The 16,122-nt window shown below is 60.1% G+C and carries 16 protein-coding genes; 8 read left to right on the plus strand and 8 right to left on the minus strand.

Going from position 1 to position 16,122, the window contains the following annotated elements; translation table 11 throughout:
- Positions 1–5 precede the first annotated feature (5 nt).
- The 8 genes from IEX16_RS08505 (at position 6) to IEX16_RS08540 (ending at position 6,207) form a co-directional block, all read left to right on the plus strand.
- Entirely contained in the window at positions 6–383 is a 378-nt protein-coding gene (locus IEX16_RS08505) for a hypothetical protein (protein ID WP_188707925.1), read from the plus strand.
- Positions 384–996: 613 nt separating this feature from the next.
- Complete coding sequence (locus tag IEX16_RS08510) at positions 997–1,341, plus strand: hypothetical protein (protein WP_188707926.1); 345 nt, start codon at positions 997–999, stop codon at positions 1,339–1,341.
- Positions 1,338–2,756, plus strand: a complete 1,419-nt coding sequence (locus IEX16_RS08515; protein ID WP_188707927.1) for a TolC family protein — start codon at positions 1,338–1,340, stop codon at positions 2,754–2,756. The genes IEX16_RS08510 and IEX16_RS08515 overlap by 4 nt, the downstream gene beginning before the upstream one ends.
- A gap of 22 nt (positions 2,757–2,778) precedes the next feature.
- Positions 2,779–4,203, plus strand: coding sequence for a multicopper oxidase family protein (locus IEX16_RS08520; protein WP_188707928.1), 1,425 nt, complete (start codon positions 2,779–2,781; stop codon positions 4,201–4,203).
- A gap of 23 nt (positions 4,204–4,226) precedes the next feature.
- Positions 4,227–4,823, plus strand: a complete 597-nt coding sequence (locus IEX16_RS08525) for a Spy/CpxP family protein refolding chaperone (protein WP_188707929.1) — start codon at positions 4,227–4,229, stop codon at positions 4,821–4,823.
- Positions 4,824–4,850: 27 nt separating this feature from the next.
- A complete protein-coding gene (locus tag IEX16_RS08530) occupies positions 4,851–5,345 on the plus strand; it encodes a cupredoxin domain-containing protein (RefSeq protein WP_188707930.1) in 495 nt (164 codons plus the stop codon).
- A gap of 11 nt (positions 5,346–5,356) precedes the next feature.
- Positions 5,357–5,845 carry a DUF411 domain-containing protein gene (locus IEX16_RS08535; protein WP_188707931.1) on the plus strand — a complete coding sequence of 163 codons (489 nt, stop codon included), beginning with the start codon at positions 5,357–5,359 and terminating at the stop codon, positions 5,843–5,845.
- A gap of 11 nt (positions 5,846–5,856) precedes the next feature.
- The gene (locus IEX16_RS08540) at positions 5,857–6,207 is read left to right on the plus strand and encodes a copper-binding protein (protein ID WP_188707932.1); all 351 of its coding nucleotides are present in this window, start codon (positions 5,857–5,859) and stop codon (positions 6,205–6,207) included.
- A 50-nt stretch (positions 6,208–6,257) separates the two neighbouring features.
- Here the strand turns inward: IEX16_RS08540 and IEX16_RS08545 are convergent, their stop codons facing one another.
- The 8 genes from IEX16_RS08545 to IEX16_RS08580 form a co-directional block, all read right to left on the minus strand.
- Positions 6,258–6,701 carry a DUF305 domain-containing protein gene (locus tag IEX16_RS08545; RefSeq protein ID WP_229676257.1) on the minus strand — a complete coding sequence of 148 codons (444 nt, stop codon included), beginning with the start codon at positions 6,699–6,701 and terminating at the stop codon, positions 6,258–6,260.
- Between the two features lie 43 nt (positions 6,702–6,744).
- Complete coding sequence (locus tag IEX16_RS08550; protein ID WP_188707933.1) at positions 6,745–7,080, minus strand: four-helix bundle copper-binding protein; 336 nt, start codon at positions 7,078–7,080, stop codon at positions 6,745–6,747.
- A gap of 271 nt (positions 7,081–7,351) precedes the next feature.
- On the minus strand, positions 7,352–8,002 hold the full coding sequence (locus tag IEX16_RS08555; RefSeq protein WP_188707934.1) for a DUF6629 family protein: 651 nt from the start codon (positions 8,000–8,002) through the stop codon (positions 7,352–7,354).
- Positions 8,003–8,461 (minus strand): hypothetical protein, encoded by a 459-nt coding sequence (locus tag IEX16_RS08560; protein WP_188707935.1) that lies wholly within the window; start codon positions 8,459–8,461, stop codon positions 8,003–8,005. It abuts the gene before it with no gap.
- Entirely contained in the window at positions 8,458–9,522 is a 1,065-nt protein-coding gene (locus IEX16_RS08565; protein ID WP_188707936.1) for a YVTN family beta-propeller repeat protein, read from the minus strand. The genes IEX16_RS08560 and IEX16_RS08565 overlap by 4 nt, the downstream gene beginning before the upstream one ends.
- A complete protein-coding gene (locus IEX16_RS08570; protein ID WP_229676258.1) occupies positions 9,515–11,926 on the minus strand; it encodes a heavy metal translocating P-type ATPase in 2,412 nt (803 codons plus the stop codon). Before IEX16_RS08570 ends, IEX16_RS08565 begins: the two co-directional genes overlap by 8 nt.
- A gap of 405 nt (positions 11,927–12,331) precedes the next feature.
- Positions 12,332–13,690, minus strand: coding sequence for an MBL fold metallo-hydrolase (locus tag IEX16_RS08575; RefSeq protein WP_188707937.1), 1,359 nt, complete (start codon positions 13,688–13,690; stop codon positions 12,332–12,334).
- A 34-nt stretch (positions 13,691–13,724) separates the two neighbouring features.
- The gene (locus IEX16_RS08580; protein ID WP_188707938.1) at positions 13,725–16,109 is read right to left on the minus strand and encodes a heavy metal translocating P-type ATPase; all 2,385 of its coding nucleotides are present in this window, start codon (positions 16,107–16,109) and stop codon (positions 13,725–13,727) included.
- Positions 16,110–16,122 lie beyond the last annotated feature (13 nt).

Here is a 16,122-nt window from a genome sequence, read left to right on the forward strand (position 1 = left end):
TCTCCATGAAATTCAACCAACTCTTCCTTGCCGCCTCCCTCGCGCTCTCCGGCGCAGCCGCCCTGGCCGCAGGGGGCCACGGCCACGATCCGAAATTCGGCGGCATGGTGGTGGAAACCAAAGCCGGTGACTTCGAGATCGTCGCCAAACCCGACACATTGCAGATCCATATCAGCGACCACGGCAAAGCGGTGAAGCTGGACGGCGCAAAGGCCAAGGTGACCTTGCTCAACGGCACGGAAAAATCAGAAGTGGAACTGACCCCCGCTGGCGACAAACTTGAAGCCAAAGGCGCCTTCAAGGTCACCAAGGGCACCAAAGGCATTGCGGTGGTGACGCTTGCGGGCAAGCCGCCGGCCACGGCACGGTTTGAAGTGAAGTAGCCGTTTGGCCTGAAACTGTAAAACTGTAAAACTGTCGGAACTATCTGGTGCCGACGTTTATCATTCACTTGTGCGCCACCTCATTCTCGCCCTCATGATCGCCCTGCTGCCCATACGCGGCTGGGTTGGCGACGTGATGGCGACTGAAATGGCGTCCAGCCGCCCCGCGGTGCTGGCCGCTACCAATACCATAGCGGATCTCACCCCACTGGTATGGGCTGACGGCCATTTTGACCATGCATCTGCAGCACCGCAGCCCGTTGCTGCAACCCCGGACTGTGCGGGCCATGGGAACGGGGACAGCCCGGCCCCGGCAAGCGGCGCCCACTGTGAAGTCTGCCCCGCTTGCCAGGCCTGTCACACCGTGGCGCTGTCACCCACAGCAGACACCACTGCTCCGGTTCTAGCGCCCCTCTCGCCATCGCATTCGCCGGTGGCCCGTTTCGCCAGTGCCGACACGGCACAAGGCCAAAAACCACCGATCTCCTGACTTTCAGGCCCCAACTGGGCCTGTACTTGCCTCCGGCACGGGTTTAAACGCCCTGCGTCGCTATTGACGCCCGGATTTGTCGCGATGCCCGCCATCGCACCGCTTGTATATCAGGAGAACTTCGTGAACTTGCTTCTTATTTCAAAACCTCGCGCCGTGCTGGCCTGGCTGGCTGCCGGGCTCGCAACCGGCCTGTCCGGGGCCGTCATCGCGCAGGCACCTGTACCCGCGGCTGCGACGGCTGAACCGGCAAGCACCGGATTCCGTTCGGCACTGGACGGCTACCAGCCCTACACCGATGAAAAAATTCGGTCGTGGAAAGACGCCAACGACACCACGGCCCGCGTAGGCGGTTGGCGCGCCTATGCCAAAGAGGCCCAGCAAGGCGCCGCTTCGGCCGCGCCCGGTGCGGCAGCTCAGCCGGATCCGCACGCCGGTCATGGCCAGGCGCCAAAGGACAAACCATGAAGACCTTTCTTCGATCAAGCAGCGTTGCAGTGGTCACCCTGGTGCTGGCGGGCTGCGCGGCGGTCAACTTCGACCAGGCGCTGCAGGACACCAACAGCGGTACCGGCAACTTCACACAAGGCAAGCTCGAACTGAGCCGTACCGAGCAGCAGTCGCAGGCGCGCAGCAAACTAAGCAGCGAGCTGCTGGGCCAGCCCCTGGGCCAGGACGAAGCCGTGCAGCTGGCGCTGGCCAACAGCCCGGCGGTGCAAACCTTGCTGGCGCAGAGCTGGGCTGATCTGGCGGTAGCCAATCAGACCGGCCGCATCGCCAACCCGGTGTTCAGCTTTGAACGTATCCGTTTTGCCGACGAGCTGGAGATCGGCCGCCTGCTGTCCTTCGGCTTGCTTGACCTGCTGACCTTGCCGCGCCGCCTGGAGATCTCGCGCAGCCAAACAGCACAGGCCAAAATTCAGCTTGGAGCCAATGTCGTTGAACAGGTGACCCAAGTGCGCCAGGCCTGGGTGCGCGCCGTGGCCGCGCAGCAAAACCTGCAATATGCCGAGCAGATCAACGCCACCGCGAAGGCCAGCGCCGAACTGGCCAAACGCATGCAGCAAGTGGGTAATTTCACCAAGCTGCAGCGCGCGCGGCAACAGTCTTTTTATGCCGACAGCGCAGCCCGGCTGGCCTCCAGCCAGCACGCCAGCACCGCCGCGCGCGAGGAGTTGATTCGTTTGCTGGGTCTGACCGACGAACAATCGGCGCTGCTCAAACTTCCGGAGCGATTGCCAGACCTGCCGAAAGAGGCCAAACCGGCAGGCACCATCAATGCTGCGGCCTTGCAACAACGTCTCGACGTACAACTGGCCCGCAACCAGCTCGACATTGCCGGCAAGTCGCAGGGCCTGAACCTGCTGAACAGCCTGGTCGATGTGGAGCTGGGCATACGCCGCGACACGGTGTTTGACAACGACCGCCGCACCAGCACGCCTAGACGCGGTTTTGAGCTGGACATTCGCCTGCCGATCTTCGACTGGGGCTCGGCCCAGCGCGCCAGCATGAACGCCCAGTCGCTGGCGGCCGCGAGCCGCTACGAAAGCACGGTGCGGGGCGCCACCTCGCAGTTGCGCGAAAGTTACTCGGCCTACCGCACCGCTTACGACGTGGCAAGACATTACCGCGACGAAATTGTGCCGCTGCGCAAAACCATGGCAGAAGAAAACCTGCTTCGCTACAACGGCATGCTGATCGGCGTGTTCGAGCTGCTGGCGGATACGCGCGACCAGATTTCCAGCGTGCAGGCGGCCATCAACGCCTACCAGCAGTACTGGCTGGCCGATGCGGCGCTCAGCGCCTCCATGACCGGCAAACCCACAGCCATGGGCGCGGTGTCCACGGGTAGCGGCAACGCCGCCGCCGAAGCCGGTCACTGAACCAACCATTAACGGATCACCCATGAACAACAGAAGAAACTTTCTCACAGGCGCGGGAGCGATCACCACTGCCGTCGCGGCCGCTGCCGTCAGTAGGGTCGCCATGGCGGCGCTGCCCGAGCCCATGATCCAGACCAAACCCGACACCATGGCGCCGCTGGTGCCGAACACCGGCCGACCTTACAACCCGGTGGTCACCCTCAACGGCTGGACCTTGCCCTGGCGCATGAACCAGGGCGTCAAGGAGTTCCATCTGGTGGCCGAACCGGTGGTGCGCGAGATGTCACCTGGCTTCAAGGCACACCTGTGGGGTTACAACGGCCAGTCGCCCGGCCCCACCATTGAGGTGGTCGAAGGCGACCGCGTGCGCATTTTCGTCACCAACAAGCTGCCAGAACACACCAGCGTTCACTGGCACGGCCAGCGTCTGCCCAACGGCATGGATGGCGTGGCGGGCTTGAACCAGCCGGCCATTCCGGTCGGGAAAACTTTTGTCTATGAATTTGTGGCACGGCGCCCCGGCACGTTCATGTACCACCCGCACGCCGACGAGATGACGCAGATGGCCATGGGCATGATGGGTTTCTGGATTACACATCCCAAGGCAAAACACCCGCTGATCGACGAGGTGGACCGTGACTTTGTCTTTCTGCTCAATGCCTACGACATTGACCCCGGCGCCTACACGCCCAAGATCATGACCATGCTCGACTTCAATATCTGGAGCTGGAACAGCCGGGTCTTTCCCGGCATTGACCCGCTGGTCGTGCGCAAAAACGACAAGGTGCGCATCCGCATGGGCAACCTGACCATGACCAATCACCCGATACACCTGCACGGCCATGAGTTTCTGGTGACTGGCACGGACGGCGGCCCGACACCGAAGTCAACACGCTGGTATGAGGTCACCACCGATGTGGCGGTGGGCCAGATGCGACAGATCGAGTTTCTCGCCGACGAGGAAGGTGACTGGGCTTTTCATTGCCACAAAAGCCACCACACCATGAACGCCATGGGCCACGACGTGCCGACGCTGATTGGCGTGGACCACCGCAAGATCGTCAGCGAAATCACCAAAGTCATCCCCGACTACATGGTGATGGGTGAGCGCGGCATGGCGGACATGGCCGAAATGGACATGCCCCTGCCAGACAACACCGCCAAGATGATGACGGGCGAGGGCCCTTTTGGCTCGGTCGAAATGGGCGGCATGTTCTCCATGGTCAAGGTGCGCAAGAACCAGAAACCCGGCGACTACAAAGACCCCGGCTGGTACAAGCACCCGCCGGGCGAGGTTGCCTATGAATGGTCAGGCGCCCTGCCCAACCCGGCGCGTTTTGCGGCGCAAGGTGGCCAGACCATGAAGGTGCAGAACATGCCGGCGAAAGAAGTCGAAGTCCAGGTCCGCAAGCCAAAAATGGGCGGCATGGGCGGCATGAAACACTGATCACAAAGGCAGGAAAAATCTTCGTGAAAACTAAAAACGCTATCAAATTAGTAGCTGCTTATACCCTGTTGACATGGGGTACAGCCACTTTCTCTCAACATTCCTCCACGGGACATGGCGTCGGGCAGCGACAGGCATCTGCAGCCAGCCCCTACGCCGGGCAGCAAAAGCGCGACATCAAATCGCTGTCGGAGACGCAGACCGAAGACTTGCTGGCTGGCAAGGGCATGGAGTTGGCGAAGGCGGCCGAGCTCAATGGCTACCCCGGCCCCATGCACACGCTGGAGTTGGCGCAAGATTTGGCGCTGAGCGATTTGCAGCAGCAGGCCACGCAGGCACTGATGAACCGCCACAAGACGGACGCCCGACGCATCGGTGCCGAACTGGTGGAGGCTGAGCGCTTGCTCGATCAGGCTTTCTCGACTCGGCAGATCACCCCCGCCGGCCTGACGAGCCACACTGAACGCATCGCACAACTGCAGGCCGCACTGCGCGCCAGTCATCTGCAGACCCACCTGCAGCAAACCGCGTTGCTGACACCGCAGCAGATCAGTCGATACGCCGAGCTGCGTGGCTACACCTCGGGGGCACCCACCGTGCCCTCTTCCCACAAACACTGAGCATTCACCGCGCCATAAGGACACATCATGAAAAAATTGACTTCTGCCCTCCTCGCTGCCTTTATTGCCAGCGCCAGCCCCCTCGCCTTTGCCCATGGCGATGAGGGGCACGCCAAAAAAGCCGGCCCTGTCAAAAAAGAACAAAAGGAATGGGGAATTGCTGGCGACAGCAAAGCCGTCAGCCGTACCATCACCGTCGGCATGAGCGACGCCATGCGGTTTTCACCCGAGAAAATTGATGTGAAGCAGGGAGAGACGATCCGGTTTGTGATTAAAAACAGCGGCAAGATCATGCATGAAATGGTGATCGGCACCAGGAAGGATTTGGACGAACATGCCGCGCTGATGGTCAAGTTCCCTGGAATGGAGCACGAAGAGCCCTACATGGCACACGTCGGCCCGGGCAAGACCGGTCAGATCGTCTGGACCTTCAACAAACCCGGCAACTTTGACTTTGCCTGCCTGATCGCCGGCCACTACCAGGCCGGCATGGTTGGCAAGATCAATGTCGCCACACGATAGGAATGAGCAACATGCAAAGACGTTTTCTTCTTAAGACCTTGGCCAGTTTCACTGCCGCTGCGCTGGCGCCCGCGGTGATCGCAAAAACACGCCCGCAGGTCGAAGTCTGGAAAGACCCGAACTGTGGCTGCTGCAAAGAATGGGTAGACCACCTGCAAGCCAATGGCTTTCAGGTGAAGGTTTACGACAGCGGCAACGCGCAGGCCAGAAAGCGGCTTGGCATACCGGAGCAGCTCGGCTCCTGCCATACCGCATCAATCAGCGGCTATGCCATTGAAGGTCATGTGCCGGCTGCCGACATTCATCGCCTGCTCAAGGAAAAACCCCGCGCTGTGGGGCTAGCTGTGCCGGGCATGCCGGTCGGTTCGCCGGGGATGGATGCGCCGATTTATGGCGGGCGCAAAGACCCCTACGACGTGCTACTGGTTTTGAAGGATGGCAGCACACGTACTTATCAATCCTATCCTTCAAAAACATCCACTCAATCTGTCAACTCCTGAAAGAAAACATCATGAAACAACTACACACTGCGCTGCTCCTATCGGCACTGCTGGCTGGCTCTGCGTCTGCCAGCTCTCACACGGGAGTGCCTGCGGCAATGGGCGATACAAAAAAAGACAGCGCCATGGCGGCACCTGCAGACATGGCCGATGGCGAAATCCGCAAAGTGGATATGGACAATAAAAAAATTACCATCAAGCACGGCGAGATCAAAAACCTCGACATGCCGGGCATGACCATGGTGTTCCAGGCCAAAGACCCAGCCCTGCTCGGCAAGGTCAAAGCGGGCGACAAGGTCCGTTTCAAGGCCGAGAAAGACGGCACAGCGTTTGTGGTGACTGATATCCTGCCGGCGAAATAAAGCCGGCAGTGAAGCGGTCTCAGCCACGCGTTGAGACTGAGACCGCCAGCCTACTTGCTCATCTTGTCGACAGACTGGCCATTTTTAGCTAGAAACTTGTCGAACTGGGCAATTTCTTTCTTCTGCGCAGCGATGATGGCTTTGGCCATTTTCGTCATCTGAGGATCTTTGCCATCGCGAAGCTCAGCCTGCGCCATGTCTATCGCACCCAGGTGGTGAATTCGCATCATCATTGCAAAGTCAACATCGGTATTGCCCGTCATTTTCATGGACGACATCTTGTCGTTGTTGTCTTTCATCATTCCTTTCATGTCCATGCCCTTCATGTCCATGGCACCCCCTTGCATGGATGATGTGCTGGCTTTTCCGTCGGGCATGGCTTCGCTACCAGGCTTCATCTGCATTTGTGCAAAGGCCAGGGGTTGAAGCAGCGCGACGCTCAGAACGGCAAGGGCCAGAGATGCGGGGTTGATCATTTTTAGTTGAAATTTCATGATTGATTCTTTCTGATGTCGAAGTTGGAATGTCGAAGGTAATTCAGGCCGTGGAGGCCATCTTGCGGCACTCTTGAGCGCACTGATGGCAGGCCTTGGAGCATTCTTGGCAATGCACCATTTCGTGTTTGGCACATTCGTCCCCGCAGGACTGGCAGATGTCAGCACAAAGTGCGCAGATCGCCTTGGCGTGAATGCTGGCTCTGGCCATGGCAGCTGCAGCCAGTGAACAGATCTGGGCGCAATCCATATCCAGTGCGATGCATCTGGCCATCATCGTGACGTCCTCCTCATGCAGGCAGGAAGCAGCGCAATGGTTACACGCCACGGCGCAGGCGTTGCAAGCTTCAATGCATGCGTTGTAGGGTTGATGAGGCATGGTGATTCTCCAGTAGGTGGTCAGAGTCGGCAGTGGAAGGCAATTGCAGCGCCGAGAATGCCGCAACCAGTTCACAGTGCGCGCCTGCCAAAACCAACGGCCCGCGATATTGCCGCCAGGCCGCGTAGTCTGCAACCTACAGCATGCGAACGATCAGGCCGGAGGCAAGCATCTGACGATGCCGCGACACTTTCACAATTCACTTCAGGTAAAAGCAGGGTTACCTTCGGCAAAAAAAGACTGACTGGCCGCCTCCACAGCAGCGACAAACCTAAATCTGTACCTCGATGCGGTCGGAAAGATGCAAAGCGAGGTGAAAATAAATGACGCCGCTGAGGATAGCTGCGAAAAAACACCACACCGAAATGAACCATGCCGCATAAAAATAGTACACCGCGCCAAATGACAGGAGCGCCAGCACACCGAAGACTTTTACGGTTCGATACGTGGAAAAAACAGGGCTGACCGTGGTCGACAGCAGGTATAGGCTCATCACGGTCGCTGCAAAGAAATGGGGCGCAACATACTCAATGTGCTGGCCAGTCGGTCGCGAGACGATGGGCAATGCCACCAGGGCGTACATCAAGTAAACACCCACTACAAAGCCCCCCGCTGCAAAGAGGGCCACGGCTTTGCGGCGCCACCCGGGCGGCTCAATCAGCAACACCGCCACCGGCACATAGACCGGCCACAGGACGTGAGAGAAAAACGAGTACAGATGCGTCATCACCGCGTTGAGGAAAGGCGCCTCGTAACGGAACGTCAACCAGATCACGCCCTCGACCACTTGCTGGATACCAAACAACAAAGGTATGGAGGCAAGTAGCAGCTCGCGTGGGTGACGTACCGCTTTAAGGGTTAACGTACCCAATCCCAGCAGAACGACGCCAGCAGAAAAACTCGCGGTGGCCGAGAAACACATTCAGTTCACTCCCATCGTCGGTTCAGGATCGCCCTCCCACAGGAAACACACCACCCCTATCAGCCACAGCAGCGCAGGCATCAGCAGCAGCCAGCGAAAGTCCGAATGCAGCATGAAGTTCGTGGCACTCATTAGCGCCACACTGGCAGTGCCGGCCACGACCATTGCAGTCAATGTCCCGCGTGCACGGATTGCCAGATAGCGGCATGCCACCAGCGTGGTCAGCGAACCGGCGGCGATCATGAATCCGCTCATCACGTTGAACACCAGATTGAGCCAGCGCTCCAGCCCGGGAGCGGCAACCCTGATCGTTTCAATGGAGGCGCCCATGAAGCGCGGGTCTTCAGGCAGAAGGGCCGGGCGCAGGAGCAGGAAATAGACTCCGAGCGCAGCAAGCCAGAGCCCGCAAGCGGCGAACACCTTGCCAGAAAGTTGCATCCGAAAATCTGACGTTTTCATGGCCGCACGCTGATGCCATTGGGACCTTTGCCGACGGGTACCGTAGCGACGACTTTTTGCGCCTTGATGTCAATGACTGAGACTGAGCCAGCGTAGGTGTTGGTGATGTAGGCGTACCGGCCTTCCCGGTCAATGGCTACGCCATGGGCACCCGGGCCGGTCTCTACGGTCTTCGTCACCTTGTAGCTCTCCAAGTCGATCATGCTCACCGATTTTCCTGGTTTCTTGCGCGATCCCTGATTGGCTACCAGCAGGGTGCCTGAATCCGGCGTCGCAAACAACTGGATAGGCGTCGCACCCACCGGGACTTTGCGCAACACCTTGCGGCTGGCGGGATCAATGACAGCTACTGCGCTCTCCCCGGATAGCGATACGAAAGCAAGGCGACCGTTCTCGGTAAAACCCACCTGGGCTGGTCCTTTACCGACCGGGATTTGTGCAATTTCTTTTTGGCTGGCAATATCAACCACGGACACCGTGCCTCCCTTCAAATTGGCAATGTAAGTTTGCTTCCCATCTGGACTGACCCGAAGTCCATGCGGGAACTTGCCCACCGCAATGGTGGCCACCACACGCTGCGCCGCGGCATCAACCACACTCACCGTGTTGTCCCCTCCATTGGTTATGTAGGCAAAGCGCCCGTCAGGCGTTATTACGACATGAGCTGGATGCAGACCGACGGGCACCTTCGCCATCACTGCATCGCGGTCCGTATCGATGACCCATACGGCACCGGCCCTGGACATCACGGCGTGTTCGCCTTTGCCCATCGCCTGGTGCACTGGGGCGCCCGCAGGTGCAGGTTCTCCATTGTTGGTCACCCACACCCGCTTGCCGTCGGGCGACACCTGGACGTTATGCGGCATCTTGCCCGCGCGCACCGTGGCCACCACCTTGAATGACGCGGCGTCTAACACGCTCACCGTGTCGGCCTCCTCATTGGCGACATACACCTTGTCTGCACTGAAAGCGGCCCCGCTCCACGTCATCAGGCTGATCTGAAGTGCTGCGCTCACCCAGTTCCGATAACTGCATAAAGCCTCTCGGAGATTTCTAGACATGATGTTGCTCTTTCTTGATGGTGACCTCACCCAGCTTGACGCGCTTGAGAAGCGCTGAATTAATAATTACCGACAGTGACGAGAGCGCCATTGCGGCGGACGCAATCATCGGATTGAGAAACCCAAGGGCAGCAATCGGCAAACCGCCGGTGTTGTAGATAAAAGCCCAGAACAGGTTCTGTTTGATGGTTCGCATGGTTGCGCGTGACAGTCGAATCCCGGTCACCACATCGCGCACGTCGTTGCGCACAAGGATAATCCCGCCGGTTTCCTTGGCGACATCCGAGCCAGACCCGATGGCAATGCCGATGTCAGCCGTCGCCAGCGCGGGCGCGTCGTTAACCCCGTCACCCACCATCGCCACAACCCTGCCCTGCGCCTGCAAGTCTTTGATCACCTTTGATTTGTCGGCCGGCAAGACATCTGCGATGACACGATCTATGCCCAGGATTCGGCCGATAGCGTCTGCAGTGCGCTGGTTGTCGCCGCTCAACATGATCACCTGAATTTTTTCCGATCGCAGGGCGGCGATGGCCTCCTGCGCTTCCGGCCGCACCGTGTCGGCCACGGCAATTACCCCCACGAGGCGGCCGCCGCTGGACAGCAGCATGGCAGTCTTGCCGTCCGCCTCCAGCAACTCCATTGCGGACTGCACTGAACCGGTGTCCACACCTTCGCGCTGCATCAGTCGCCGGTTTCCCAGCAGCACGGCTGCGCCGTTTATGCGGCCCTGCACACCATGACCCGGTATCGAGTCAAAGCCCTCCACCGCAGTGGCTGTCACGCCCTCCTCACGCGCGCCACGGACGATGGCCTCGGCCAGGGGGTGCTCTGAGCCGGCTTCCAGACTGGCGGCCAAGCCCAGGGTCTGCGCCCTTGTCCACCCCTCCTGCACCAAGACGTCGGTGACGTTGGGCTCACCGCGTGTGAGTGTGCCGGTTTTGTCAAACACCACGGTGTCGAGCTTTTGCGCCTTCTCCAGAATCTCGCCACCGCGAATCAGGATGCCGGCCTGCGCGCCCCGCCCTACACCCACCATCAGAGCAGCGGGCGTTGCGATGCCGAGCGCGCAGGGGCAGGCAATGATGAGCACTGCGATGAAGGCCAGCAGCCCCTGGGAGAAGTTTCCCATCAGCCACCAGCCCGCGAACGCCAGAAAGGCTGTTGCCACCACGGTGGGTACAAAGTAGCGGGTGACCTGGTCCGCGATGCGTTGAATGGGCGCGCTGCTGGCCTGGGCGTCCTCCACCATCTTGATGATCTGTGCCAGCGCGGTCTCAGCACCTACGCGCGTGGCCTGAAAGCGAAAAGACCCGGTGCGGTTGAGCGTTCCACCGATCACCCTGGCGCCGGCTTGCTTCTCCACCGGCATGGACTCACCGGTGAGCATCGATTCATCAACTGCAGACGCGCCGTCCAGAACCAGCCCGTCGGTGGCGATGCGCTGCCCCGGCCGCACCACAACGGTTTCGCCAACCATCAGGCTGTCGGCCGGCACCTCCATCTCAACCCCGTCGCGTACCACCTGGGCGGTAGCGGGTTTAAGGTCCAGGAGCTTGCGCACCGCAGCGGAAGAGTGCTTTTTGATGATCTCCTCCATGTACTTGCCCAGCAACACAAAGGCGATGATCACCGCCGAGACTTCAAAGTACACGTCGCGCTGATCAACCTCTATCGGCAGTACCCAGGGGAAGAACAGCACTGCCACGCTGTAAAGGTAAGCGACTGTGGTTCCGAGAGCGATGAGCAGATCCATGTTGATGGACCGGTTTTTTAACGCATTCCAGCTGCCAACGTAAAAGCTCCAGCCGCCGATAAACTGCACGGGCGTTACCAACAGGAACAGCCACATGCCTCCGTTGAGCCACGGCAGCGCGTCGATGGGCACCCAGCTGACGATGGTGGCGCCGGTGGCCAGTGCCAGAAAGGCACTGGCGCGCATGATGGCCAGCGCCAGCACACCGGTCAGCGCAATTGTGACGCGCATGCGCATCGATTTCATTTCCTGTTCCGGAGAATCGAAGGTGCGCTGGCAGCCCGCGCTGCAGAAGTAGTAGCTGCGCCCGCTTCTGTCAGAACGCAGGGCTGTCGCCTTGTTCACCACCATGCCGCAGACCGGGTCTTTGGCCTGGCCCGACAGCGCACGCCCCAGTGCCGCCTGCATGGGCGCGCCATGGTCTGGCGCTGCCAGAGCGGAAACAGCAGTATCTGCATTACCAAGATAGCGTTGGGGCGCTTCCTCAAACTTGTTCCGACAAGAGTTGGAGCAGAACAGATATTGCTTGCCTTCAAACTGCAGGGTGGCCGCAGCCTTGTCGGCCTGGACGCTCATCCCGCAGACCGGATCAACGCCCGAGGTTGGGGCGACAAGGCCGCCGGCGCTGGTGGTGCTTGCAGTGTGCATGGTCTTGCTCTTTTCAAGTTTGGCGGTGATTGCTTTGGGGTCAGGGTAGCGGGTTCAGACGTTCCATACGTTTCTCATTCAGGAGGTCAGAGTTGCCAGAGAAATGTCTGGGGTGTGGACTCACCCGGTCGCACGATCTTGAGCTCAACCGCAGCCGGCCGCGGCAGCGGAACCTCGAATGCCAGCACGCCTTCACGGTGGTGGCCGGTGGGGCCTGCGCCAACAATTCAAAACCCACGACATTGATCTTTGCGATGATGTGGCGGTCCCGCAAGGTGACTTCAACCCGTGACTGCGCCTCAAAGCCTTCCGCCCTGCAGACATGGCAGTCGCGCCGCATATTGATCACTAACTTCTGGTGCGTGTCTATCCCGAGGGCTCGCAACTGAAGCCCGGGACCCTTCATCACGCAACCTCCACTGTTTGTCCCAGACGGGGCACGCTCGCAGGCCAACCAAGCTCGCGCTCGATGCGTTGCCGTAGCGCGTCCGCCGGGCCCGGTTCACCATGGTTGAGGTAGATGCCCTTGGGCGCCTTCGGCGCTGTTTTGAGCCATTGCACGATCTGCTCGGCATCGGCATGGGCCGACATACCGGGCAGGGAGACGACTTCTGCGTTGATCGCCACGTCCTCGCCGTGAATGCGGATGCTGCTTTCACCGGCGACGATTCGGCCGCCGCGTGTACCGCCGGCCTGGAATCCGGCAAACACGATGGTGTTGCGCGCATGGGGCGCCAGTGCCTTGAGGTGATGCAGCACCCTCCCCCCCGTAGCCATGCCGCTGGCGGACACGATAACGGCAGGTTGGCACCGGGCCACCAGGGCACGTGACTCATCTGGCGTGCGAACCATGGTGGCAACCTGGGCCATGCCGATGCATTCTTCTACCGACAACCGGTGCTCCGCGCGATGCCGGTGATAGATGTCGGTCATGTCGATGGCCATCGGGCTGTTCAAGTAAATGGGTAGATCGGGAATTTCCGAGCGCTGCTTCAACCGGTAAATTGCATGCAGCAGCGACTGCGCCCGTCCGACGGCAAAGGCGGGAATCACCACGATGCCGCCACGCGCCGCCGTGCGCTGAATCACCTGGCCCAGCAACTGCTCGGCATTCGTCGCCTCGTGCAGGCGGTCGCCGTAAGTCGATTCGGCCACGATGTAGTCGGCCCGCTCTATGGGCGCTGGGGCGCGCATGATGAGATCGTCGGGTCGCCCCAGATCGCCCGAGAACAACACCGTGGTCTCCCCCGCAGTCAACTCGACCGAGCTGGCGCCCAGAATGTGGCCGGCAGGCCGCAAGCGCAACTGCATGCCTGTGATGCTGTCAGAGCGCTCCTCAAAAGGCAGAGGCCTGAGCTGGCGCAAAGCCCGTTTGGCATCTTCTTCGGTGTAGAGCGGTAGTGCAGGATGATGCTTGGAGCGCTGACGTCTGCCGGCGTACTCCGCATCTTCTTCCTGAAGCCGTCCGCTGTCGGGCAGCAAAATTTCGCAAATTTCGATCGTGGACGGAGTAGCAAATACCGGACCGCGAAATCCCCGCTTCACCAGCAGTGGCAAGGCACCTGAATGGTCCAGGTGGGCGTGCGTCAGAACCACGGCATCGAGTTGCTTCACGTCAAAGGAAAAGTCTTCCCAATTCATCGAGCGCAAGTTCTTGTAACCCTGAAACAGGCCGCAATCGACGAGCAACTGCTTCCCAGCGTGCGTGACCAGGGTTTTGGACCCGGTGACGGTGCCTGCGGCACCTAGAAATGCAAGTTTCATGAGCGACTTTCTGGTGAAGGGTTGATGCTTTGGTTCATGCCGATGCCCGGGACACCGCCGGCGGGGTTGTTGCTGATGCCTTGCCGGTTCGCGCAGGTTTGATGCCGGCCAGTCGGGTGCGCTTGAGCATCAGTGCGTTAAGCGCCACCAGCGCCGAACTGCCCGACATCGACAGCGCCGCAATTTCCGGGGAGAGCGTGAATGGATAAAAAATGCCGGCTGCCACCGGAAAGGCAATGACGTTGTACGCCACCGCCCACCACAGGTTTTGATGCATCTTGCGCAGCGTTGCACGCGACAACTCGATCGCGCCGACGACGTCGTAGGGGTCGCTTTTCATCAGCACCACCTGAGCACTCTCCATAGCCACGTCGGTGCCTGCGCCGATGGCGAAACCCACATCCGCCTGGGTCAGTGCCGGTGCATCGTTGATGCCGTCGCCGACCATGCCCACCTTGTTTCCCTGATCCTGCAGCTCCTTGATCTTCTCTGCCTTCTGGCCGGGCAGGACTTCGGCCAGCACGATGTCGATGCCCAGTTCCTTGCCGATACGGTCGGCCGTTGCCTGGTTGTCGCCAGTCATCATGGCCACCTTCACCCCGCGTTCCTGCAGCTTGGCGATGGTGGCTTTCGACGTTGGCCGCACCGCGTCTGCAATGGCGATCAGACCGATGAGCTTGCCCGCGCGGGCAACATGCACCGCTGTGCGTCCGCCGCTTTCCAGCCGCTTCGCCTCAGACGACAGCGCGTCAAGGCTGATGTTCTCAGCCTGCATCAGTTTGCGGTTTCCCAGCAAGACGGAGTCCGCGCCTATGGTGGCGCGGGCGCCCTGCCCATCAATGTTGGTGAAGTTCGTGGCAATCTCGACGGCGGCAGTGCCAACCCGCTTGAGAATCGCATGCGCCAGTGGATGCTCGGAAAACTTCTCGACAGCTGCGGCAGTGGCCAGCAACTGTGCTTCGCTGACGCCGGGGGCCATCACCATCTCAACCACATCCGGCTGACCCAGGGTCAGCGTGCCGGTCTTGTCGAAGACGATGACAGTCAGTTTGGTGGCGTTCTCTAGCGCGGAAGCGTTTTTGAACAGAATGCCGTTCATCGCACCCAGGCCGGTGCCCACCATGATGGCCATGGGTGTTGCCAGCCCCAGCGCGTCGGGGCAGGCGATCACAAACACGGTGATGGTGAGTGTCAGGGCAAACAGCAAAGTCTCCCCCAGCACCCAGAACCACACACTGAAGGTCAACAAACCGATAGCGATGGCGGCCAATACCAGCCACTGCGACGCCCGATCGGCCAACAGTTGCCCCGGCGCCTTGGAGTTCTGAGCCTCCTGAACCAGCTTGACAATCTGAGCGAGGGCGGTGTCGGCACCCACTTTGGTCGCTTTGTAGCGAAAGCTTCCGCTCTTGTTGATGGTGGCGCCTATCACTGAAGCACCGGTGACTTTCTTGACTGGCATCGATTCGCCCGTCAGCATGGACTCGTCCACTTGCGAGCTGCCTTCAGTGACTTCGCCATCAACCGGAATTTTGTCCCCGGGTTTGATGACAACAATTTCTCCGGTCAGCACTTCTGAGGTGGGCACCTTGGTCTCCGCGCCACCGCGCACCACCGTTGCCAAAGGCGGGGCCAGGTCCATCAACGCGCGGATCGCGTCCGAGGCCCCGGCGCGGGCCCGCATTTCAAGCCAGTGACCCAGCAGAATGAACACCAGAAGCACAGCCGACGCTTCGTAAAACACTTCGCCCTCGTAAAAGAAGGTCGCACCGACGCTGAAGATGTAGCCCGTGCCGACCGAGAGCACGACCAGGGTCGCCATGTTGGCGACCTTGTTGCGGGCAGACCGCCAGGCAGCGACCAGGAACGGCCTACCCGGATAGGCGATGGCCCCGGTAGCGGCGACAAACAGAAAAAGCTTGCGGTCCAGTCCAAAGGGCGCAGGAAAGTCGCCAAACATTTCTCCCATCGGTGAATACAGGAAGACGGGAATGGCAAACACCAGGGCCACCAGGAAGCGGTTGCGCATATCACGCGCCATGTCCTGCATGGACATACCCGGCGCATGGCCCATATCGTGCATCATGTCGGCCTTGTCCTGCGATGGCGAGCCGCCCGCCGTTGCGAGAGCGCGATGTTCCCCATGGCCAGCTTGACCCTCTGCGCCGGCGTGATGATCGGCTGTGTTGCAGACATGCGTGGGAAGGAGCTCACCGCGGCAGTGGTAGCCACAGTCGCTTACCCGTTTGCGGATGGCTTCGAGCGTGACTTTTGATTCGTCGTAGTGCACTGTGGCGCTGCCAGCAACGTAGTTCACGTCCGCATGATGGACACCAACGAGCGTTCCGAGCTGGCGCTCGACGCCCACCGCGCTCAGGGTAGAGACCAGTTCGGCAACTTCGATGGTGCTTGTTTTCACGATGTTTCTCGCT

This window comes from Polaromonas eurypsychrophila (assembly GCF_014641715.1).
Lineage (GTDB): Bacteria > Pseudomonadota > Gammaproteobacteria > Burkholderiales > Burkholderiaceae_C > Polaromonas > Polaromonas eurypsychrophila.